At 65.3% G+C, this 19,635-nt stretch carries 21 protein-coding genes; 10 read left to right on the top strand and 11 right to left on the bottom strand.

The features are described 5' to 3' along the window. Window positions 1-71: 71 nt before the first annotated feature. The 5 genes from FJ867_RS03335 (at window position 72) to FJ867_RS03315 (ending at window position 4,324) form a co-directional block, all read left to right on the top strand. The gene (locus tag FJ867_RS03335) at window positions 72-761 is read left to right on the top strand and encodes a CerR family C-terminal domain-containing protein (protein ID WP_140816524.1); all 690 of its coding nucleotides are present in this window, start codon (window positions 72-74) and stop codon (window positions 759-761) included. Further along, window positions 758-1,711, top strand: a complete 954-nt coding sequence (locus FJ867_RS03330; protein WP_140625296.1) for an HlyD family efflux transporter periplasmic adaptor subunit — start codon at window positions 758-760, stop codon at window positions 1,709-1,711. The genes FJ867_RS03335 and FJ867_RS03330 overlap by 4 nt, the downstream gene beginning before the upstream one ends. Further along, window positions 1,708-2,628 carry an ABC transporter ATP-binding protein gene (locus tag FJ867_RS03325; protein WP_140816522.1) on the top strand — a complete coding sequence of 307 codons (921 nt, stop codon included), beginning with the start codon at window positions 1,708-1,710 and terminating at the stop codon, window positions 2,626-2,628. The genes FJ867_RS03330 and FJ867_RS03325 overlap by 4 nt, the downstream gene beginning before the upstream one ends. Further along, on the top strand, window positions 2,625-3,761 hold the full coding sequence (locus FJ867_RS03320) for an ABC transporter permease (protein WP_140559144.1): 1,137 nt from the start codon (window positions 2,625-2,627) through the stop codon (window positions 3,759-3,761). Before FJ867_RS03325 ends, FJ867_RS03320 begins: the two co-directional genes overlap by 4 nt. 257 nt (window positions 3,762-4,018) lie before the next feature. Then, window positions 4,019-4,324 carry a DUF1236 domain-containing protein gene (locus FJ867_RS03315; RefSeq protein WP_140491773.1) on the top strand — a complete coding sequence of 102 codons (306 nt, stop codon included), beginning with the start codon at window positions 4,019-4,021 and terminating at the stop codon, window positions 4,322-4,324. Between the two features lie 95 nt (window positions 4,325-4,419). Here FJ867_RS03315 and FJ867_RS03310 read toward each other — a convergent pair whose 3' ends face one another. Together FJ867_RS03310 and FJ867_RS03305 are read right to left on the bottom strand one after the other, a co-directional pair. Continuing rightward, window positions 4,420-5,400 (bottom strand): threonine/serine dehydratase, encoded by a 981-nt coding sequence (locus tag FJ867_RS03310; protein WP_140491775.1) that lies wholly within the window; start codon window positions 5,398-5,400, stop codon window positions 4,420-4,422. A 147-nt stretch (window positions 5,401-5,547) separates the two neighbouring features. Continuing rightward, complete coding sequence (locus FJ867_RS03305) at window positions 5,548-5,871, bottom strand: hypothetical protein (protein ID WP_140491777.1); 324 nt, start codon at window positions 5,869-5,871, stop codon at window positions 5,548-5,550. 177 nt (window positions 5,872-6,048) lie between these two features. Between FJ867_RS03305 and mbfA the strand changes: the two genes are divergently transcribed. Beyond that, a complete protein-coding gene (gene mbfA / locus FJ867_RS03300) occupies window positions 6,049-7,032 on the top strand; it encodes an iron exporter MbfA (protein WP_140685324.1) in 984 nt (327 codons plus the stop codon). 17 nt (window positions 7,033-7,049) lie between these two features. On the opposite strand, the gene FJ867_RS03295 is transcribed toward mbfA, so the two are convergent. Together FJ867_RS03295 and FJ867_RS03290 are read right to left on the bottom strand one after the other, a co-directional pair. Further along, window positions 7,050-7,394 (bottom strand): antibiotic biosynthesis monooxygenase, encoded by a 345-nt coding sequence (locus tag FJ867_RS03295; RefSeq protein WP_140816520.1) that lies wholly within the window; start codon window positions 7,392-7,394, stop codon window positions 7,050-7,052. After that, window positions 7,391-7,723, bottom strand: a complete 333-nt coding sequence (locus FJ867_RS03290; protein ID WP_140491782.1) for an NIPSNAP family protein — start codon at window positions 7,721-7,723, stop codon at window positions 7,391-7,393. Before FJ867_RS03290 ends, FJ867_RS03295 begins: the two co-directional genes overlap by 4 nt. A gap of 161 nt (window positions 7,724-7,884) precedes the next feature. Between FJ867_RS03290 and FJ867_RS03285 the strand changes: the two genes are divergently transcribed. Next, entirely contained in the window at window positions 7,885-8,559 is a 675-nt protein-coding gene (locus tag FJ867_RS03285) for a winged helix-turn-helix domain-containing protein (RefSeq protein ID WP_140563819.1), read from the top strand. Window positions 8,560-8,637: 78 nt separating this feature from the next. Here the strand turns inward: FJ867_RS03285 and ligD are convergent, their stop codons facing one another. The 3 genes from ligD to FJ867_RS03270 form a co-directional block, all read right to left on the bottom strand. Next, window positions 8,638-11,151, bottom strand: a complete 2,514-nt coding sequence (gene ligD / locus FJ867_RS03280; protein ID WP_140816518.1) for a DNA ligase D — start codon at window positions 11,149-11,151, stop codon at window positions 8,638-8,640. 12 nt (window positions 11,152-11,163) lie between these two features. Beyond that, a complete protein-coding gene (locus FJ867_RS03275) occupies window positions 11,164-12,042 on the bottom strand; it encodes a Ku protein (RefSeq protein ID WP_140563823.1) in 879 nt (292 codons plus the stop codon). A 111-nt stretch (window positions 12,043-12,153) separates the two neighbouring features. Then, entirely contained in the window at window positions 12,154-12,660 is a 507-nt protein-coding gene (locus tag FJ867_RS03270) for a ferritin-like domain-containing protein (protein ID WP_140491790.1), read from the bottom strand. A 400-nt stretch (window positions 12,661-13,060) separates the two neighbouring features. Between FJ867_RS03270 and FJ867_RS03265 the strand changes: the two genes are divergently transcribed. Then, window positions 13,061-13,201 carry a hypothetical protein gene (locus FJ867_RS03265; protein WP_013892047.1) on the top strand — a complete coding sequence of 47 codons (141 nt, stop codon included), beginning with the start codon at window positions 13,061-13,063 and terminating at the stop codon, window positions 13,199-13,201. Between the two features lie 313 nt (window positions 13,202-13,514). On the opposite strand, the gene FJ867_RS03260 is transcribed toward FJ867_RS03265, so the two are convergent. From FJ867_RS03260 to FJ867_RS03250, 3 genes are read right to left on the bottom strand one after another with little or no spacing between them, the layout of a single operon-like run. Continuing rightward, window positions 13,515-13,898: a DUF1850 domain-containing protein gene (locus FJ867_RS03260; RefSeq protein WP_140524413.1), complete on the bottom strand. Its 384-nt coding sequence runs from the start codon at window positions 13,896-13,898 to the stop codon at window positions 13,515-13,517. Continuing rightward, window positions 13,895-16,015 (bottom strand): TRAP transporter permease, encoded by a 2,121-nt coding sequence (locus FJ867_RS03255; protein WP_140524415.1) that lies wholly within the window; start codon window positions 16,013-16,015, stop codon window positions 13,895-13,897. Before FJ867_RS03255 ends, FJ867_RS03260 begins: the two co-directional genes overlap by 4 nt. Window positions 16,016-16,072: 57 nt before the next feature. Further along, the gene (locus FJ867_RS03250) at window positions 16,073-17,032 is read right to left on the bottom strand and encodes a TAXI family TRAP transporter solute-binding subunit (RefSeq protein WP_140514134.1); all 960 of its coding nucleotides are present in this window, start codon (window positions 17,030-17,032) and stop codon (window positions 16,073-16,075) included. A gap of 261 nt (window positions 17,033-17,293) precedes the next feature. Here FJ867_RS03250 and FJ867_RS03245 point away from each other — a divergent pair, with 261 nt between their 5' ends. After that, on the top strand, window positions 17,294-17,662 hold the full coding sequence (locus tag FJ867_RS03245) for a YciI family protein (protein ID WP_140491798.1): 369 nt from the start codon (window positions 17,294-17,296) through the stop codon (window positions 17,660-17,662). Between the two features lie 7 nt (window positions 17,663-17,669). After that, complete coding sequence (locus FJ867_RS03240; protein WP_140559153.1) at window positions 17,670-18,914, top strand: RNA polymerase sigma factor; 1,245 nt, start codon at window positions 17,670-17,672, stop codon at window positions 18,912-18,914. A gap of 34 nt (window positions 18,915-18,948) precedes the next feature. On the opposite strand, the gene FJ867_RS03235 is transcribed toward FJ867_RS03240, so the two are convergent. Continuing rightward, window positions 18,949-19,575 carry a glutathione S-transferase family protein gene (locus FJ867_RS03235; protein WP_140514133.1) on the bottom strand — a complete coding sequence of 209 codons (627 nt, stop codon included), beginning with the start codon at window positions 19,573-19,575 and terminating at the stop codon, window positions 18,949-18,951. Window positions 19,576-19,635: the final 60 nt, after the last annotated feature.

Here is a 19,635-nt window from a genome sequence, read left to right as displayed (position 1 = left end):
CGGGCCGGCATGGCAAGCCATGTCCGGGATCGGATTTGACTTTAATCAATCGATTGATTAAAGTCTGCCGCATGATCAAACCGCCCGAAGCCCGAACTCCTCGCCGCGAGCCGCCCGCCGCGGAGATGACGCGTGAAGCGCTGGTCCGCGCGGCGCTCAAGCTGTTCGGACGACAAGGCTTCGACGGCACCTCCACGCGCGAGATCGCGGCGGAGGCCAAGGCCAATATCGGTTCCATTGCCTATCACTTCGGCAGCAAGGAGGGGCTGCGCCTCGCCGCCGCCGACCATATCGTGGACACCATACAATCGGTCGCCGGCCAGGCACTCGGCGAGGCGGGGGCGTCGGCAATCGCGAACCCCGAGACGGCGCGCGCGCAGCTGTTCGCGGCGCTGGAGCGGATGGTGGGCTTCGTCGTGGCGCAGCCGCAGGCCGGTGAGATCGTGCAGTTCGTGCTGCGCGAGCTCTCGCACCCGACCGCGGCGCTCGACCGCATCTATGACGGCGTGTTCGAGCCGACGCATCGGCGCCTGTGCCTGCTTTGGGAACAGGCGACCGGCGAGGCGGCCGAGAGCGAGGCGACCCGGCTCACCGTGTTCACGCTGATCGGACAGGTCATCTATTTCCGCATCGGCCGCGAGGCGGTCATGCGCCGCATGGGCTGGCGCGAGATCGGCGCCGCCGAGGCCGCCAAGGTGGCGGCCGTCACATCGGACAACCTCAGCGCCATACTGGCCGCCCGGAAGGGATCGAGACGATGAGCTTTCTTTGTTCGCTGCCGCTTGCCGCTCAACTCTTCGGCGCCTGCGCACCGGCTTCTCCGCTGGCCGTCGGCTATGTCGAAGGCGACTATGTGCTGCTGGCGCCGATCGAGGTGGCGCAGGTCGAGACCGTCGCGGTCAAGCGCGGCGATCGCGTCACATCGGGCACCACGATCGTGACGCTGGAAAACGCCGACGCGAAAATCGCGGTCGCACAGGCCACGGCAAGTCTCGCCCAGGCGCAGGCGCAGCTTGCCGATCTGCAGGTAGGCAAGCGGCCGGAAGAAATCGCCGCCCTCAAGGCCCAGGTCGACATGGCCAAGGCGCAGGCTGACGATGCCAGACGCAAATACGACCGCGCTGCCGACCTCTTCAAGCGCGGCACCGGCACGCAGGCCGACTACGACACCGCCTCGGCCACGCTGGAGACGGCCAACGCGCAGGTCGGACAGGCGCAGGCCAATCTCGCCGCGGGCGGCCTGCCGGCGCGTCCCGAGACGATCAAGGCCGCCGAAAGTCAGGTCAAGCAGGCACAGGCCGCGCTCGACCAAGCGGCGTGGCGGCTATCCAAGCGCACCCTGGCGGCCCCTTCTCCGGGCCGCGTCAGCGACGTCATTCGCAATCCGGGCGACACGGCAGGTCCGACCGCGCCCGTCATCTCCGTGCTGCCCGACGGCGCGGTGAAGCTCAGCGTCTATATACCGGAAGCCGCCTTCTCCTCGGTCAAGGTCGGCACCTTGCTCCGCGTCCATTGCGACGGCTGCGGCCCGGATGTGAAGGCGCGCGTCAGCTATGTCTCGCCCGATCCGGAATTCACCCCGCCGGTGATCTATTCGCTGGAGAACCGGCAGAAGCTGGTCTACCTCGTCGAGGCGCGGCCGGAGGGCAGCGCCGGCGCCTTGCAGCCGGGCCAGATCGTCGACGTCGAGCTGGCGGTTTCAGGGAAATGAACGTCATCGACGTGCACGGACTGGTCAAGCGCTTCGGCGACAAGACCGTCGTCGACAATGTCACGATGACGGTGGCGGAAGGCGAGATCGTCGGCTTCCTCGGCCCCAACGGCTCGGGCAAGACCACCACCATCCGCATCATGTGCGGCCTGCTGACCCCGGACGAGGGCGAAGGCACGGTGCTGGGTTTCGACATCCTCACCGACAGCCTGCGCATCAAGCGCGAGGTCGGCTACATGACGCAGAAATTCTCGTTCTACGAGGATCTGACGATCGGCGAGAACCTCGAATTCGTGGCGCGGCTCTACCGGTTGAAGCCGGTCGAGGAGCATGTCGCCAGGACCTTGGAGGAACTCGGTCTGACGACACGCCGCAACCAGCTCGCCGGGACGCTGTCGGGCGGCTGGAAGCAGCGGCTGGCGCTAGCCGCTTGCATCATGCACAAGCCCAAGCTGCTTCTGCTCGACGAGCCGACGGCCGGCGTCGACCCCAAGGCGCGGCGCGAGTTCTGGGACGAGATCCACCGGCTGGCGAGCGGCGGGCTGACCGTGCTGGTCTCCACCCACTACATGGACGAGGCCGAGCGGTGCCATCGCATCAGCTATATCTCCTACGGCAAGATGCTGGCGACGGGCACCGTCGCCGAGGTGGTCAGGAATGCCGGCCTGACCACTTTCGTCCTGCAGGGCCCGCGCCTCGACCAGGTGGCGCAAGCGCTCGAAGGCCGGCCGGGCGTCGACCAGGTGGCGCCGTTCGGCGCGACGCTGCATGTCGTGGGAGCCGACAGGAAGAAGCTGGAGACGGCGCTGGCCGATGTCGAGCAGGAACACAAGGGCGTGACGGTTGCGCCGGGCGAAACCAGCCTCGAGGACGTCTTCATCCAGTTCATGTCCGGCTCGAAGGACAACATGGCATGAACGCGGTCTTCTCCTTCGCCCGGCTCGGCGCGCTGCTGATCAAGGAGTTCATCCAGATGCGCCGCGACCGCATCACCTTCGCCATGATGCTGGGCGTGCCGCTGATACAGCTGGTGCTGTTCGGCTACGCCATCAACAACGACCCGAAGAGCCTGCCGGCGGCACTCGTGGCGACGAGCAGCGATCCCTATACGCGCGCCATGGTCTCGGCGCTGCAGACCACCGGCTACTACCGTTTCGACCATGTGGCGCAAAGTGCCGAGGAGGCCGAATTCCTGATGGCGCGCGGCGACGTCGCCTTCGTCGTCACCATTCCGGCCGATTTCGCGCGGCGGGTGGAGCGCGGCGACAATCCGCAGATCCTGATCGAGGCCGACGCCACCGACCCGGCGGTTGCCAGCGGCGCCATCTCGACGCTCAGCACCGTCGCCGGCCAGGCGCTGCTCAGAGCGCAAGGCATGCAGGAGGCCGCCGCCGAGGCCGCCCGGGGCCAGCTCGATGTGGTCGTGCACCGGCGCTACAATCCGGAGGGCATCTCGCAATACAACATCGTCCCCGGCCTGCTCGGCGTCATCCTGCAGATGACGATGGTGATGATGACCTCGATCGCGCTGACGCGCGAGACAGAGCGCGGCACGATGGAGAACCTGCTCGCCATGCCGTCGAGCCCGCTCGAGATCATGCTGGGCAAGGTGCTGCCCTATCTGGCGGTCGGCGCGGTTCAGGTCGTGGTGGTGCTGGCGGCGTCGAAGCTTCTGTTCGCCATCCCCTTTACGGGGTCGATGACGCTGCTCTTGTCGGCGGTGCTGGTGTTCGTGCTGTCCCTGGTGCTGCTCGGCTACACGATCTCGACCGTTGCGCGCACGCAGATGCAGGCCTTGCAGCTCACCTTCTTCTTCTTCCTGCCGTCGATCATGCTTTCGGGTTTCATGTTTCCCTATCGCGGCATGCCGGGCTGGGCACAGATCTTTGGCGAGATCTTTCCACTCACGCATTTCCTGCGCATTACCCGTGCCGTCATGCTGAAGGGCGCGCAGCTGCCGGCGGTGGCCGTGGAGATCGGCTGGCTGGTGGTGTTCGTGGCGCTGTTTGCCGGCGTCGCCCTTGTCCGCTTCCGCCGCACGCTGGACTGAAAACAGCCGCTGGGGCGGTCCAGGGTTCCATCGAACCTGGACCCTCCCGTTGGAACCATGCTTCTGCCCCGGCGTTGTCGATCAGCCTCGCCGCTGCCACTTGCGGGCCAAGACGGCCCCCTCAGTGCAAGCGAAGCCTTTGGCACCCCGAAGTCCGGCCGGATCATCTGGCGGGAGGCGGAATGCCGTCAAAACAACGAGATAGAGCGCAGACTTGCAACTGTATTGCGCTCTATCGACCAGCAATGGAGGCAATGATGAGACTGTATCTTTCCGCCACCGCGGCCGGGCTTCTGCTTGCGGCCGGAATCGGTGCCGCCGCCGCTCAGGACGTGATCATCGAGCCGCAGCAGGAGACCGTCATCCGCGAATATGTGCACAAGAAGCCGATCGCCTCGGTCGACCTGCTGGGCGTCCAGCTGGCCATCGGCTCGACCTTGCCGGACACTGTGGAGCTGCATGCGATCGATGTTCCTGATGTGCAGTACCGCTATGTCGTCGTCAACGGTCAGACCGTCCTCGTCGATCCCGGAACCCGTCGCATCGTGAAGGTTATCGACTGACGGCACTGGGGCAAATTCCAGGAAAAGTGCGCAGCGGTTTCCATCCGGAATTGCGAAACAACAAAGGCTGCCCGCCCTGCCACGCGGGGCGGGCGTCAGGCGGCAGCAGCCATGATCTTGGCATAGGCGTCGAAATCGACATTGCCGCCAGAGAGCACCACGGCCACACATTTGCCTGCCAAGTCGATCCTGCCCGACGAGAGCGCCGCCAGCCCGACGCAGCCGCCGGGCTCCACGACCAGCTTGAGATGGGCCATGGCGTCGCGCATGGCCTGCTTCGTCGCCTCCTCCGAGACGGCAATGCCGCCGGCCAGCGTCCTGCGATTGATCTCGAAGGTGAGCGCGCCCGGCTCGGCGACGAGAAGTGAATCGCAGATCGAGGTGTGGCCGGGCTCATTCGCTACCCTGGTGCCCTTGGCCAGCGACCGGCTGGTGTCGTCGAAAAATTCCGGCTCTGCCGCCCAGACGGCGGTGGCGGGCGAACCGTCCTTGACCGCGATCGAAATCCCGCTGCTCAGCCCGCCGCCGCCACAGGGAACGATGACGGCGTCGAGGCTCACGCCAAGCGCCTTGGCCTGACGCAGCAGTTCGAGGCCGATCGTGCCCTGGCCGGCGATGATGGCGGGATCGTCATAGGGCGGCACCAGGACCATGCCCTTCTCCACGTAAGGCCGAACCACGGCCACGCGGTCTTCGCGGACGCGATCGAAGGCGACCACTTCGGCGCCCATCTTGCGGACATTGCCGATCTTCATGGCCGGTGCGTCCGACGGCATGGCGATGACCGCCCTGACCCCGAACATGGCGGCGGAAGCGGCAACGCCTTGCGCATGATTGCCCGAGGAAAAGGCGACCACGCCGCGGCCACGCTCCTCGGCCGATAGCGAGGACAGCTTGTTGTAGGCGCCGCGGAACTTGAACGAGCCGGTACGCTGCAGCGTTTCCGGCTTGAACAGGATGCGGCCGCCGAAGCGGCTGTTGAGCTCGGGCGATTCGATCAGCGGCGTCTCGACGATAAGGCCGGAGAGCCGGGCGGCGGCGGCGTGGATATCGGCGATGCCGGGAGGCGTGGTCATGGCGGGTCCTGTAAGATGTGGTCCGGCCATGGTGCACGCAAAGGGCCGCGCGAGGCCAACAAAAAAATGTAACCGTCACAAGGTTTGGGATCACGACGGCCGGCAGTGCTGGCAGTCACCTGCCTGCCGGTCCGTCCAGTTCAACCCTCACCCCAACAACGTCCGCTGCCGCTTGTTGCCGCCGGCCTTGCGCCAGGCATTGAAGCGATGGGTGGCGGCGGCAAAGGAAATCTTCATCTGCTGGGAGACCGAATAGCGCGACTTGCCTTCGTCGAACATGCGGTAGCAGCACTCGACGCCTTCCTCGGTCAGCTTGCCGTCGAGGGTCTTGTTGTGCGGGTTGGCGGGATCGAACTTCTCGATCTGCTGCTCGACCAGACCTTTCAGGCGCTGCAGATCGGCCTCGATGCTGGCTATGAGGTCGAGGACGGGTTTCGGGTCGAAGTGATGGGCGTGCGGCTTTGCAGTCATCGGCGGCTTCCTCGGTTGTTGGCTTGAGTTCCGTCATATAAGTGAACATTTGCCGATAATGAAGGGCCGGCGCCGGATGGCTGCTTCAACAAATCTTGACTGCCGCCCAGACGCACGATTGACCGATGCGGCAGCAAACTTTAGTTTAGAACAATTCTAAACTAGGGTGATTTCCTCATGCTTTCCCGTGTTTTCAGCTTCGGCCGCCGCTCCTTCGATTCGCTCTCCGAACAGGAGATCCTGGCGCTTGCCATCTCGTCGGAAGAAGACGACGGGCGCATCTATCGCGCCTATGCGGATGGGCTGGCGGAGGATTTTCCGCAATCGGCCAAGATGTTCGAGGACATGGCCGAGGAGGAGGACGGTCATCGCGACGCGCTGATCGAGCTTTTCCGCAGGCGTTTCGGCGAGCGCATTCCGCTGATCCGGCGCGAGCATGTGAAGGGCTATTACGAGCGCAAGCCCGACTGGCTGGTCAAGCCGCTCGGCATCGAGCAGGTACGCCGCCAGGCCGAGGCGATGGAGCGGCAGGCCTACCTGTTCTATGTCGAGGCGGCCAGGCGCACCACCGATGCCTCGACCAGAAAGCTGCTCGACGAACTGGCGGCGGCGGAACAGAGCCATGAGAGCATGGCGCAGCGGCTGGAGCAGCAGCACGTGCCGGGCACCGTGAAGGTCGAGGAGGCCACGGCCGAGCAGCGCCAGTTCATCCTCACCTATGTGCAGCCGGGACTGGCCGGACTGATGGACGGCTCGGTATCGACGCTGGCGCCGATCTTCGCCGCCGCCTTTGCCACGCATGACACGTGGCAGACGCTTCTCGTCGGCCTCGCCGCCTCGATCGGCGCCGGCATCTCGATGGGCTTCACCGAGGTCGCCTCCGACGACGGCAAGCTGTCGGGTCGGGGTTCGCCGGTCAAGCGCGGCCTGACCGTGGGCATCATGACGACGCTCGGCGGCCTCGGCCATGCGCTGCCCTACCTGATCCCGCATTTCTGGACGGCGACAGCGGTTGCCGCCGTGGTGGTGTTCTTCGAACTCTGGGCCATCGCCTTCGTCCAGAACCGCTACATGCAGACACCCTTCCTGCGCGCGGCCTTCCAGGTGGTGCTCGGCGGCGCGCTGGTGTTCGCGGCGGGCGTGCTGATCGGGAACGCATAGGGGGAAGGACCTGCCGATTACCCGTGCACCGCCCGGCTATCCACCGGCGCCTGTTGCCTTTCACTCAAGCCATAATCGCGCACGACGTGCGCGATGCGCAGGCGGTAGCCGGCAAAGATGCCGCCGCGCCCGGCCTGCTGGGCCTGCCGGTGTTCTTGCGTGTTGCGCCAGGCCTTCACCGCTTCCTCGTCGCGCCAGAACGATAGTGACAGGATGCGGTCCGGATTGGCGAGGCTCTGGAAGCGCTCGACCGAGATGAAGCCATCGATGCCTTCAAGCAGCGGCCGCAACTGCGCGGCGATGTCCAGATAGGCATCGCGCCTGCCCGCGGCCGGCTCGACCTCGAAGATGACGGCGATCACGGCAGCACCAGCTTCGCGTGCGGGCCGGACGCCAGTTTCAGGAACATGCGGTCCTCCTTGAGGATGAATTTTTCACGGCGGGCGAATTCGTAGTTTGCCTTGCCGGCCGGGTCGGCGGCAAGCCGGGCCCTATAGGCTTCATAGGCAGCCAGGCTTTCTATGTTGTAGGCCGCATAGGCGGTCGTGGCCGAGCCTTCATGCGGCGCGTAGTAGCCGATCAGGTCGGCGCCGCAGCGCGGAATGGCCTGGCCCCAGTTGCGGGCATATTCCTCGAACGCGGCCTTGCCGAACGGATCGATCTCGTAGCGGATGAAGCAGGTGATGGTCATTTCGGTCTCCCTGAGTTGACGCACAGATAATTCGATCTCTGTCGAAACGTCGCCTACGCCGTTGTGCTAAGCAGTTTCCTGTCAGGAGCATCGTCAGCGCTCCTTGAGCTCAGCGAAGGATAGTGATTATCTGGCGAGAATGCTTCGATAGGGATGAAACTATGCGCGAAGGACCCGACATTGCCCGCATCGCCAGCCTGATCGGCGACCCGGCCCGCGCCAACATGCTCAACGCACTGATGGGCGGCACGGCGCTGACGGCAAGCGAACTGGCGCTCGAGGCCGGCGTATCGATGCCGACCGCCTCCTCGCATCTGTCGAAACTGATGGAAGGCGGGCTGCTGACCGTGGCAAGCCAGGGCCGGCATCGCTATTACGGGCTCGCCGGGCCGCAGGTGGCTGAAATGATCGAAGCCATCGCCGGCGTCGCCGAAACCATCGGCCCCAGGCGCGTGCGGCCGGGCCCGCGCGACGGGGCCATGCGCGTGGCGCGCGTCTGCTACGATCATCTTGCCGGCGAGCAGGCGGTGGCGATGCTCGACCGCCTCATCGACCGGAGACTGCTGCTGCGAGACCACGGCGAAATCCGCTTGGCGCCTTCGGCCGCCTCGCATTTCGCGACGATGGGCATCGATGTGGAGGCAAAGGCCCGGCGGCCGGTGTGCCGCGCCTGCCTCGACTGGAGCGTACGGCGCTCGCATCTCGCCGGCACGCTGGGCGCCGCCATCCTCGACAAGATCCTCACCGAGAAATGGGCGCGCCGGGAGAAGGACAGCCGCGCCGTGATTTTTTCGCCGCCCGGCAAACAGGCGTTCGAGAAGGTGTTTTTGGCTTGAGCTATCGGCGCTGTTGCCAGCATCGATTCGTCGGCGGGACAGGCGCGAAGGATCGCCGCGCTGCAAATGCGGGCAGGATTACCCCCGCTTCAACACCTTCCCCTTCTTGAAGAAATCCTTCCACGGATCGGCTTCCGCGAGTTGCTTCAGCGTCGTCTTGTCGCCGATGGGGAATGCGTTCGGCGGCAGGCCGGCTTCGATCTCGGCCCAGGTCACCGGCATCGACACCGTGGCACCCTTCTTGGCCCGCGACGAGTAGGGCGCGACCGTGGTCGCGCCGCTGCCATTGCGCAGATAGTCGACGAATATCTTGCCGGTGCGCGCCTTCTTGGACAGCGTCGCGGTGTAGCGGTCGGGCGCGCCCTGTTCCAGCGCGCGCGCGAAATCATGGGCGAAGCCTTTCACCTCCTCCCAGTTGGCCGACGGCTTCAGCGGCACGACGACATGAAAGCCCTTGCCACCCGACGTCTTGACGAAATTGGGCAGCGACAGCTCGTCAAGCTTGCCTCTTATGTCGAGTGCCGCCGCCCGCACCGCCTTCACGTCGACGCCTTCATCGGGGTCGAGATCGAAGACGATCTGGTCGGGACGTTCGAGCTCGTCGATGGTGCAACCCCAGATGTGGATCTCGACCACGCCGAGCTGGACAAGTGCCGCGATGCCGTCGAAGTCACGGATGAACAGGATTTCCTCGCCATCCGTGGGATCCCTCGTCTTCTCGATCTTGTCATGCATGCCGGGCGAGGCATGCTTCTGGAAGAAGCGCTGGCCGCCGACACCATCAGGGGCCCTGACCAGGCTGAGCGGGCGGTTGACCACGAATTGTTTCATGCGCGGCCACACCAGCGCGTAATGATCGAGCAGCCCCTGCTTGGATATTTTTTCGTCGGGCCACAGCAGCTTTTCTGGGTGGGACAGCTTCACCGTGGTGGTTGCCGCCCTTGCCGGCGTTGCGCCGCTTGACGCCGGCTTGGCCCGGGCCGTGCTTTTGCCTGTCGGTGCCTTCGGCTTTTCCTGCACGACTTCCTCCGCCGGCTTGTCCTCGCGCAGCCCCTGGAACGAGGCGTGGCGTACTATACGGTCGGAGGTCCAACTGCGGAACTCCACTTCGCCGACAAGCTCCGGCTTCACCCAGACCAGGCCCTTGCCCCTCGGCACGGCCTTGTCGAAGGGCGACGACTTCGTTTGCAGCGCATCGAGCTTCTTCTTCAGGGCATTGGCGCCGCCGGTCGAGAAGCCGGTGCCGACGCGGCCGGCATAGTGCAGCTTGCCGGCCTCGAAATAGCCAAGCAGCAGCGAACGCAGCCCGCGCCCGGTCTTGTCTGACGGCAGGTAGCCGGCGATGACGAACTCCTGTCGCAGCGTGCATTTCGACTTCACCCAGGACGGCCCGCGCCCGCTTCGGTAGACCGCGTCGGCGCGCTTGGAGACGACGCCTTCCAGTCCCATGCGGCAGGCATGCTCGAGCATCACCTTGCCGGGCTCGGCGAAATGGTCGCTGAAGCGGACCGCCGAATCCTCCGGCTGGCTGGCCAGCAATTCCTGCAAGGCCTGCTTGCGCTCGACCAGCGGCTCGCGGCGCAGGTCCCGCCCATTCAGCCGCATCAGGTCGAAGACGTAGTAGATGAAGCGATCCGTGCGCTTCGCCGACAGGTCGGCCTGCAAAAGCGCGAAGGAAGAGACGCCGCTGTCGGCCAGCACCACGATCTCGCCGTCGATGATGGCGTCGCTGCATTTCAATCCGGCGAGCTCGGCGACGATCGCGTCGCCGAATTTCTTCGTCCAGTCGAGGCCGGTGCGGGTGAGCAGCCGCACGTCCGTGCCGGCGATCTGCGCCTGCATGCGATAGCCGTCGAACTTGACCTCATGCAGCCAGTCCTCGCCCGGCGGCGCTTCCCGCTCGAGCGTGGCCAGTTGCGGCTCGATGAAGTCGAGGCGCTTTGCGTGTCCGGCCTTCGCCTTTTCGGCGGCCGGTTTGTTGGAGTGCCAGACTTTCGCCTTCTCCCCTTTCGCGGCCTTGCCCGCCCCGACCTCCTCGATCGTCAGGCCCGACTTCACCGATTTCGGCGCTTCCTCCAGAATATCCTCGCCTGGCCGGGCCGCGCCATCGTCCGACTTGATCAGCAGCCAGTTGTCGCGCTTCTCGCCGGGGCGCGGTCTCAGCCGCACCAGGTGCCAGCGGCCGTGCAGCTTGTGGCCGTTGAGCTCGAAGTTGATATGGCCCTTCTTCATCGCCTTGGCCGGATCGCCCTCGGGCACCCATGTGCCCTCGTCCCAGACGATGACCGAGCCGGCGCCATATTCGCCCTTGGGAATGGTGCCCTCGAACGGCGCATAGTCGATCGGATGGTCCTCGACATGCACGGCGAGCCGTTTCTCGTGCGGATCGAGGCTGGGCCCGCGCGTCACCGCCCAGCTCCACAGCACACCGGCATGTTCGAGGCGCAGGTCGTAATGCAGCCTGGTCGCGGCGTGCTTGTGGATGACGAAGATGCCGCCGGCCTCGCTCTTCTTGCCGCGGGCGACCTTGCCGGGGGGTTCGGCGGTTTTCCTGAAATCGCGCTTGGCGTGATATTGTTCGAGGCTGGCCATCCCTTGATGTCCTCACGCCGATTTGCGCTTGGGCGCGGCTTCTCTCGGCTTGCCGCGTTTGACCGCCGGTTTGGCTTTCGCGGAGGCCTTGCCGCGGCGTTCGCCCGATCCGCCGTCCGACGAAAGGCTCTTCTTCAGAGCGTCGAAAAGATTGACGACGTTGGACGGCTTGGGCGCCGCCTTGGCCTTTGGCGCCTTGCGGCCCGCCTTCTTGGCGCGGATCAGTTCGAGCAGCGCATCCTCATACTTGTCCTCGAATTTCGAGGGATCGAACTTCGCCTTCTTCTTGTCGATGATGAGCTCGGCCAGATCGGTCATCTCCTGATCCGTCTTTACCGATTCGATGTCGCCGAAGACGGTGTCCGGCTGGCGCACCGTGTTGTCGTATCGCAACGTCGTCAGCACCATGCCCTTGCCGAGCGGTTCGATGACCACGGGACGTTCGCGCCGATAGAGCACGATGCGCGCCAGGCCCGCCATCTTCTTGCCGGCCATCGCGTCGCGGATGACGGCGAAAGCGTCCTGCGAGACCTTGTCGGCCGGCGCGACGTAATAGGGCGTATCGAGATAGATCTGCTCGATGGAGGATTTGTCGACGAAGCCGTCGAGGCTCATCGTGTGCGAGGACTCGATCTGGATGGCCTCGATCTCGTCCTCTTCGATGTGGATGAACTTGCCATCGTCGTCCTCGTAGCCCTTTATCTCGTCGCCATCCTCAAGCGGCTTGCCGGTTTCGGCGTCGACATAGACGCGCTTCACCGTGTTGCCGGTCTCGCGGTTGAGGATGCGAAAAGAGACCTTCTCGGCATGAGTGACGACATTGGTCAGTTCGATGGCGCAGGTGACCAGCGAAAGCTTCAGATAGCCTCTCCAGGCGGGACGCGGCGCCATGATGATTTCCTGTAGAGAAAGACCTGGCTGGAACGGACGACGACCCCAACGGTTCCAATCCGGTCGAGCCAAGGCCGGCGCGATTGCCACCGGCCCCGGCTCTTTCAGCCCCTATTCGGCGGCCTGCAGGTTGATCTTGCTTTCCGCTATTTCGGTCAGCTTGCGATCCGTCGCCTGCTCTTCCTTGAGGTTCTTGGCCAGCACGTTGGCGCAGTCGCTGCGGCCAAGCTGCTTGGCCCAGGCGATCAAGGTGCCATAGCGGGTCATCTCATAGTGCTCGACCGCTTGCGCCGAGGCGATCAGCGCCGCATCCAGCACCTCCTTGTCGTCGACGTCGCCGCTGACGTCGTCGGCTTCCTCGAGGATGCCGTCTATGGCCGGGCAGTTGACCTCCTTGGCCTTGACGCCGTGCAGTTCGAACACCTGCTCGACGCGCTCGACATGGCCCCTGGTCTGCTCGAGATGTTTCTCGAAGCCGGCCTTCAGCTGCGGATCCGTCGCCTTGTCGATCATCTTCGGCAATGCCTTCTCGATCTGCTTTTCGGCATAATAGATGTCGCGCAGCGTGTGCACGAAGAGGTCGTCCAGGGTTTTGATGTCCTTCGAAAAGAAGCCCATGATTGCGGCCCTTCCTTTGCTCTTGCGGTTGCGGGTTAGCGTGGGGCCGCAGGTCGGCGGCCCCATGGGCCGGCCATGCCGGCTCGAAGAATCAACGTCTCGTCCCAGGCCGGGTTCCGGACTTGCGGCGGCGAGCAAGGAAAATTCTCCCGCCAGGGCGAAAGCTGAAACGCAACCGCACCCAGGCGACATCCAAACGAAACATATGTGATGCAAAAGTCACACACGCCGAAATGGCGACAAAAGGCGTGGAAAGACCCCGAATCAGCCGCATTCCGGCCATGAAGCGACGGGTTTTCGACCAGAAATTAACATCGCGTTCACCGACTATTCACGCCTCGACGCTATGATTTCCGCAATTCGGAAGGGACACCCGAAAGTCGGGACAGGGACAGGTAAAATGAACTTCCTCACGCACCTCATCGGCTATGCCGCAGCCATCCGCGAATTCGTCGCGCCGACCTATCGGCCCGAGCGCTACTACATGCGCGGGCCGGGCCCGGCCTGCGCTCGTCGCGGCACCTCGCTGGGCGCGCACTGACCATGACTTTCGAGAGCCGACACAACAGCCGCATCTGCAGGCCTGACGTCGAGTCGCGCGCCACCACCTATCGCGCCGAGCGCCCGACCTTCGCCGATCGGCGGCGTGCGACATCGCCGCGGCTTTGAGACCGCCTTCGCCGGCTTAATGTCTCAGGACACGAGCCGCCGAGGCCCGCGTAAGCGACCTTCTCCAGCCCAGTCGGCCCCAGTCCAGTCGGGCCCAGTCCAAGCCGTCCTTCTGAATACCCTTCGATGCAAGCCATCCGCTGACCGTCTTCGACGGCGCTGGCTCCAGCCGGGATGATAGTGCGCTACCGCGGCAGGCTCGTGCCGTCCGGAGCACACGGCTCCAGCACGATCGTGCCGCCGGCCACCTTGCCGAGTTCTCGGCAACCCTGATCTGCGCACAGTGTCCAACCATCACCGGTCGCGCCGGAGGCGGCGAGCATAAGGCTTCGCTGCGGCCCGACCTTCGGAGCATAGACCCACCAGCCGTCTCGCAGCACCGCGCCCTCCGGTGGTTCCATGCCGGCGCCCGAGCCCTTTATGCGCGCCTCGGTGACTTGCAGGCCGGAAGGCATCACCTTCCAGTGTTCCTCCCAGCGCGTGCGCTCCACCGAATGCGTCCAGGAGAGGGTGAAGGCGGCGGCCGCCAGCGTCACCGTCTTGCCGGCGGCAAGGATACACAGGCTCATGCTTGGGCCGTCGCCCGCCGCGCACGCCAGAAATGCCAGCCGATCCAGGCAAACGACAATGCCCAGCCTGTCTCATCGGTGAGCGGGATCGCCGCGACCAGCAGCACGCCGGCACAGAAGGCGATGAGCCGTTCCCACCACGCCATGCGCCTGGCAAGGAAGCCGACGGCGGCGGCGCCCCACAGCACGATGCCCATGCACGCCTTGACGACGATGTAGGCGACCTCGACGGGGTAGCCGAACTGGGCGGCGATCGGGCCTGGATCCTGCAGCATGAGCGCCGGCGTGTAGACCGCCATGAACGGCACGACGAAGCCGGCAATGGCAAGCTTGGTCGCCTGGATGCCGATCTTGAGGCCGCTTTCCCTGGCCATCGGGGCGGCCGCGAAGGCGGCCAGCGCCACCGGCGGCGTGAGATCGGCCATGATGCCGAAGTAGAAGACGAACATGTGGCTGACCACCAGCGGCACGCCGAGCGACAGCAGCGCCGGGCCGGCCAGCGAGGAGGTGATGATGTAGTTGGGAATGGTCGGGATGCCCATGCCAAGCACCAGGCAGGTGAGCATGGTCAGCACCAGGGACAGGAACAGATTGTCCTGGCCGATGGAGATGATCCAGCCGATGAAAGTGGAGGCGATGCCGGTGAGCGTCAGCGTGCCGATGACGATGCCGACGATGGCGCAGGCGATGCCGACCGGCAGCGCGTTCTTAGCCCCTTCGGCAAGTGAATCCACGCAGATCCGCAGCGTTTCGCGCCCGCCCTTGAAGGCGAAGCAGGCGACGACGAGAGCGGCGATGACGAGGCCGAGTATGTTGACGCCGAAGCGCATGAACGAGGCGGCGGCAAGCCCGAGCGCCAGCCAGAAGACGACGCGGAAGGCGAGCGGTCCGATCAGGGCCGCCAGTGGGGTGCCGAGGATGAGCACGATGGTCAGCGCCAGCCCCATCGTGCCGGCGAAGATCGGTGTGTAGCCGGCAAACAGGAGATAGATGAGGGCCGCCAGCGGCAGCACCAGCGGCCAGTGCTGGCGCACGGCATCCCAGGGATTGGGCAGTTCGGCCTTGGCCATGCCGTGCAGGCCGGCCTTGCCGGCTTCCAGATGCACCTGCCAGAAACAGGCGCCGAAATAGAGCAGCGCCGGGATGATCGCCGCCTTGACCACTTCGGCATAGGGGATGTTCAGCGTCTCGGCCATGATGAAGGCGACCGCGCCCATCACCGGCGGCATGATCTGGCCGCCCATCGAGGAGGTCGCCTCGACGGCGCCGGCGAAGGCCGAGCGGAAGCCGAAGCGCTTCATCAGCGGGATGGTGAACTGGCCGCTGGCCACGACATTGGCAACGCCGGAGCCGGAGATGGTGCCCATCAGCGCCGAGGACAAAACGCAGACCTGCGCCGGGCCGCCGCGCCACGAGCCGACCAGGCCGAGCGCGAAATCGTTGAACAGCGCGATCATGCCGGCGCGTTCGAGGAAGGCGGCGAAGACGACGAAGATGAAGATATAGGCGGCCGAGACATAGACCGGCGTGCCGTATATGCCTTCGGTGCCGTAGGCGAAAGTGTCGACGAGCTGGGCGAAATCGTAGCCGCGATGGATGAAGGGCGGCGGCAGATGGTTGCCGACGAAACAATAGGCGAGAAAGATGAAAGCGATGATCGCCAGCGGCAGTCCCATCAGCCGCCGGGCCGCCTCGAAGACCAGCACCACCAGCACCGCGCCGACGACAAGATCCGGCGTGGTGAGGAAACCGGAGCGGCGGATGAGGTCGGTGTAGAACACCCAATTGTAGAGGCCGGTGCCGAAGCCGAGCACGCCGAACGCCCAGAACACGGCCTTGGCCGGCAGGCTTCGGGCGCGCAGGTTGGCGATCAGGCCAAAGCCGAGCAGCAGCAGGAAACCGACATGCATGGCCCGCACCACCTGGCTCGGGATGCTGCCATAGGCGGCGACGTAGATCTGGAACACGGAAAAGGCGACGGCGATGAGGAAGGCAGCCTTGCCGGCGATGCCCTCGCCAAAGCCCGGCGGCAAGCCTTCGACCTGCTCTTCGGCGACGGGGAGATGGAAGGTGGAGGATTTGCCGTCGGCTGTCGTTCCATGCGTTGTTTCGCTCATCCGATGCACTCCAAAATGAGCGAATGACAGTGCGAAGACATCTCAGATAGTCCTCGCCTACTTCAGCAGCCCCTTCTCCTTGTAATAGCGTTCCGCGCCCGGATGCAGCGGCACCGGCATGCCGTCGAGCGCCTTGGCAGGGTCGATCGCCTTGGCGGCGGCGTGGGCGGCGGCTAGTTGGTCGAGATGCTCGAACATCAGCTTGGTCATCTGATAGGCCGTCTCGTCGGAAACATCGGCGCGGGTGACGAGGAAATTGCCGACGGCCGCGGTCGCGACGTCCTCGGCCTGGCCCTCATAGGTGCCCTTGGGGATAACCACCGACAGATAGGGGGCGCCGATCTTGGCGACATCCTCGGCCGGCACCGCGACGACGTTGATCGGCACCGAGGTGGCGAGATCGCGGATCGAGGCGACCCCGAGGCCGGCCGACTGCAGCGTGGCATCGAGCTGGCGGTTCTTGATCAGCTCGACCGATTCGGCGAAGGGCAGGTATTCGACCCGGCCGAGATCCTCGTATTTCAGGCCGGCGGCGGCAAAGATGGCACGCGCGTTGAGCTCGGTGCCGGAGGCCGGCGCGCCGACCGACAGGCTCTTGCCCTTGAGGTCGGCCAGCGTCTTGATGCCGGATTCCTGGCTGGCGACGATCTGGATATAGTTGGGGTAGATGGCGGCGATGCCGCGCAATTTGTCGAGCTTGCCGGGGAAGCCGGCCTCGGCATTGCCTTCGGCGGCCATCTTGACGGAATCGCCGAGCGCGAAGGCGATCTCGCCCTTGCCCTGCTGCAGCAGGTTGAGGTTCTCGACCGAAGCCTTGGTGGCCTGCACCTGGGTGCGGGCGCCTGCGATGCCCTTGCTGTAGATTTCCGACAGCGCCACGCCGAGCGGGTAGTAGACGCCCGACGTGCCGCCGGTCAGCACGTTGATGAATTCCTGTGCCCTGGCCGAGGCAATGCCGAGCCCAAGCGATAGCGCCATTGCGCCGGCCGCAACGAACTTCGTTCTGAAATGGAACATCCGGTTTCCTCCCTGAAATATTGGCTGCCGCACCACCTCCTCGATGCGAACCGGCCAAGTTTAGACGGCGGGCCGCAAATGCCAACCCGCAATTGCATTCATTAGACGAACGGTTGAATGGATGCGGAAACAGCTCCCGGCTTGCGCGGGACGCGACCGTGGCCGAAAGATTTTTTCCGGCACCTGTCGAAATCGGCCCTTGCCGCGCGACATCTGTCCGGCTCGCAAGGACGCGGCCTACGAAACCACGGGAGAAGACCCATGCGATACATGCTTTTGATCAACAACGACGAAGCCGCACTGGCGAACACGCCGATCGAGAAGGCTCAACAGATGAGCGCGGCCTATGGCGCCTATACCGAAGCGTTGAAGAAATCCGGCGCGTGGCTGGCCGGAGAAAGGCTGCGCCCGACTCAGGCAACCACCTCGGTGCGGATCACCGACGGCAAGACCAACGTGATCGACGGCCCCTATGCCGACACCAAGGAGCAGCTTGCCGGCTTCTACATGATCGAAGCGGCCGACATCGATACCGCCATCGAATGGGCGGCGCGCTGCCCGGCGGCCAGCACAGGCACGGTCGAGTTGCGGCCGATTTGGGAAATGGCCGAATACATGCCCAAGAAATGACGATGTGATGGACAGCAGCTCGCAGATTGCCCGGGCAGCCGCCGAGGCCGCCGCCCGGCAAAGCTACGGCAAGCTGGTCGCCTGGCTCGCGGCGCCCACGCGCGACGTGGCCGCCGCCGAGGACGCGCTGGCCGACGCCTTTGCAGCGGCGCTCGAACGCTGGCCACGAACCGGCGTGCCCGAAAAGCCGGAGGCCTGGCTGCTTGCCGTGGCAAGGCGGCGGCGTGTCGACGCGGTGCGGCGGCGGCTCACCAGCGAAGCCGGCCGCGACCATCTCAAGCTGATTGCCGAGGAGGCGGAGGCGTGCATGACCGACCAGGACCTGCCCGACGAACGGCTGCGGCTGATGTTCGCCTGCGCGCATCCGGCGATCGAACCTGGCGTGCGCGCGCCGCTGATCCTGCAGGCCGTGCTTGGTTTCGACGCCGCGACGATCGCCTCCGCCTTCCTGGTTCCGCCGGCGACAATGGGCCAGCGCCTGGTGCGGGCCAAGGCCCGCATCCGTGAAGCCGGCATTCCGTTCCGCGTACCGGAGCGGGCCGAACTCGGCGAGCGCCTGGATACCGTGCTGGAGGCCATATACGCGACCTTCGCCGAGGGCTGGTCCGACCCGGCGGGCACAGAGACGCGGCGCCGGAACCTGGCCACCGAAGGGATCTGGCTCGGCAGGCTGGTGGCCTCGCTGCTGCCGGACGAACCGGAGGCGCTGGGCCTGCTTGCGCTGATGCTGTTCGCCGAGGCGCGCCGTACCGCGCGCCGCGATGGGTCCGGAGATTATGTGCCGCTCGCCGAGCAGGATCATGCGCTTTGGGATCATGCCTTGATCGACGAGGCGGAAACCCTGCTCGGCCGCGCCGCCTCCATGGGCGTGATCGGCCGCTACCAGCTCGAGGCGGCCGTGCAGTCCGTTCACGCGGCGCGGCGGCTGAGCGGCGAGACCGACTGGGTGGCGATCCGCGAATTCTACGACGCGTTGCTTTCGATCGCACGATCGCCCGTGGTGGCGATCAACCGCGCGGTGGCGATCGCCGAAGCCGAGGGCGCCGTGGCGGGGCTGGCGGCGCTGTACGTGCTTGGCGACGACAAGCGGCTCAATGATTACCAGCCCTATTGGGCAGCGCGCGCCGGCCTTCTGGCCAGGCTCGGCCAGGTGCCGCAGGCGGTCGAAGCCTATGACCGTGCGATCGGCCTTGAAAGCGATCCGGCGGTACGCCGCTTCCTGCAGGGAAAACGCGCGACGCTCAGGCATTGAAATGCCTGAGCGCGGTGCTTTGCCGATGAATTGTTCAGCCCGGCCACATTTCGTGCGATGCGTTGAGCGTCTTCATCAGCGGGTGCTCGCGAAGCCTGGCCCACAGGCGTTCGATGTCGGGCCAGGCAGTGCGTGCCTTGCCGCTGTCGGGATGCCAGGCCACCAGCATGGCCAAATAGATATCGGCCACCGACATCGCCTCGCCTGCCAGCCAGTCGCGGCCGCGCAAGGCGGCATCGACGACGGCAAAGCCGCGGTCCATCTCGGCCACGGCCGCCTGCTTGACGGCCTTGGCGCCGTCGGCGTCGGCCGTGTAGCGCGGCGCGTAGTAGAAACGCAGCACCGCCGGATAGAGGGCGGACGACATGAACGCCATCCAGCGCAGGAAGTCGGCGCGGGCCGGTTCATCGGCCGCCGGCGCCAGCCCGGCCCGCGGATGGCGTTCGGCGAGCAGGATGCAGATGGCCGCCGATTCGGTCAGCGAGCGGCCGTCCGGCAAGGTCAGCACCGGCACCTGGTTCAGCGGGCTGATGTGGAGGAAAGCGGGATCGGGCCGATCGGATTTCGGTACGTCGATCTGCTCGAACGGCGCCTTGGCCAGCGCCAGGGCCGCCTCGACAACGAAGCCGCCGCTGCCGGGACGGGTGTAGAGCTTGTACATGAGGTCCTCCGCCGGCCCTGCGGGGGCCGGGGGCGATATGAACCGGAAGCAGGGCGCTGC

The sequence above is a fragment of the Mesorhizobium sp. B2-5-3 genome (assembly GCF_006441005.1).
Classification (GTDB): Bacteria; Pseudomonadota; Alphaproteobacteria; order Rhizobiales; family Rhizobiaceae; genus Mesorhizobium.
Note: the sequence above shows the minus strand (reverse complement) of the source record. Positions and strands in the feature narration are given on the sequence as shown.

What these genes read in the sequence shown, in the direction of transcription:
- FJ867_RS03335 (WP_140816524.1), top strand. Translation starts at nt 72, where the DNA reads ATGATCAAACCGCCCGAAGCCCGAACTCCTCGCCGCGAGCCGCCCGCC.
- FJ867_RS03330 (WP_140625296.1), top strand. Translation starts at nt 758, where the DNA reads ATGAGCTTTCTTTGTTCGCTGCCGCTTGCCGCTCAACTCTTCGGCGCC.
- FJ867_RS03325 (WP_140816522.1), top strand. Translation starts at nt 1,708, where the DNA reads ATGAACGTCATCGACGTGCACGGACTGGTCAAGCGCTTCGGCGACAAG.
- FJ867_RS03320 (WP_140559144.1), top strand. Translation starts at nt 2,625, where the DNA reads ATGAACGCGGTCTTCTCCTTCGCCCGGCTCGGCGCGCTGCTGATCAAG.
- FJ867_RS03315 (WP_140491773.1), top strand. Translation starts at nt 4,019, where the DNA reads ATGAGACTGTATCTTTCCGCCACCGCGGCCGGGCTTCTGCTTGCGGCC.
- FJ867_RS03310 (WP_140491775.1), bottom strand. Translation starts at nt 5,400, where the DNA reads ATGACCACGCCTCCCGGCATCGCCGATATCCACGCCGCCGCCGCCCGG.
- FJ867_RS03305 (WP_140491777.1), bottom strand. Translation starts at nt 5,871, where the DNA reads ATGACTGCAAAGCCGCACGCCCATCACTTCGACCCGAAACCCGTCCTC.
- mbfA (WP_140685324.1), top strand. Translation starts at nt 6,049, where the DNA reads ATGCTTTCCCGTGTTTTCAGCTTCGGCCGCCGCTCCTTCGATTCGCTC.
- FJ867_RS03290 (WP_140491782.1), bottom strand. Translation starts at nt 7,723, where the DNA reads ATGACCATCACCTGCTTCATCCGCTACGAGATCGATCCGTTCGGCAAG.
- FJ867_RS03285 (WP_140563819.1), top strand. Translation starts at nt 7,885, where the DNA reads ATGCGCGAAGGACCCGACATTGCCCGCATCGCCAGCCTGATCGGCGAC.
- ligD (WP_140816518.1), bottom strand. Translation starts at nt 11,151, where the DNA reads ATGGCCAGCCTCGAACAATATCACGCCAAGCGCGATTTCAGGAAAACC.
- FJ867_RS03275 (WP_140563823.1), bottom strand. Translation starts at nt 12,042, where the DNA reads ATGGCGCCGCGTCCCGCCTGGAGAGGCTATCTGAAGCTTTCGCTGGTC.
- FJ867_RS03270 (WP_140491790.1), bottom strand. Translation starts at nt 12,660, where the DNA reads ATGGGCTTCTTTTCGAAGGACATCAAAACCCTGGACGACCTCTTCGTG.
- FJ867_RS03265 (WP_013892047.1), top strand. Translation starts at nt 13,061, where the DNA reads ATGAACTTCCTCACGCACCTCATCGGCTATGCCGCAGCCATCCGCGAA.
- FJ867_RS03260 (WP_140524413.1), bottom strand. Translation starts at nt 13,898, where the DNA reads ATGAGCCTGTGTATCCTTGCCGCCGGCAAGACGGTGACGCTGGCGGCC.
- FJ867_RS03255 (WP_140524415.1), bottom strand. Translation starts at nt 16,015, where the DNA reads ATGAGCGAAACAACGCATGGAACGACAGCCGACGGCAAATCCTCCACC.
- FJ867_RS03250 (WP_140514134.1), bottom strand. Translation starts at nt 17,032, where the DNA reads ATGTTCCATTTCAGAACGAAGTTCGTTGCGGCCGGCGCAATGGCGCTA.
- FJ867_RS03245 (WP_140491798.1), top strand. Translation starts at nt 17,294, where the DNA reads ATGCGATACATGCTTTTGATCAACAACGACGAAGCCGCACTGGCGAAC.
- FJ867_RS03240 (WP_140559153.1), top strand. Translation starts at nt 17,670, where the DNA reads ATGGACAGCAGCTCGCAGATTGCCCGGGCAGCCGCCGAGGCCGCCGCC.
- FJ867_RS03235 (WP_140514133.1), bottom strand. Translation starts at nt 19,575, where the DNA reads ATGTACAAGCTCTACACCCGTCCCGGCAGCGGCGGCTTCGTTGTCGAG.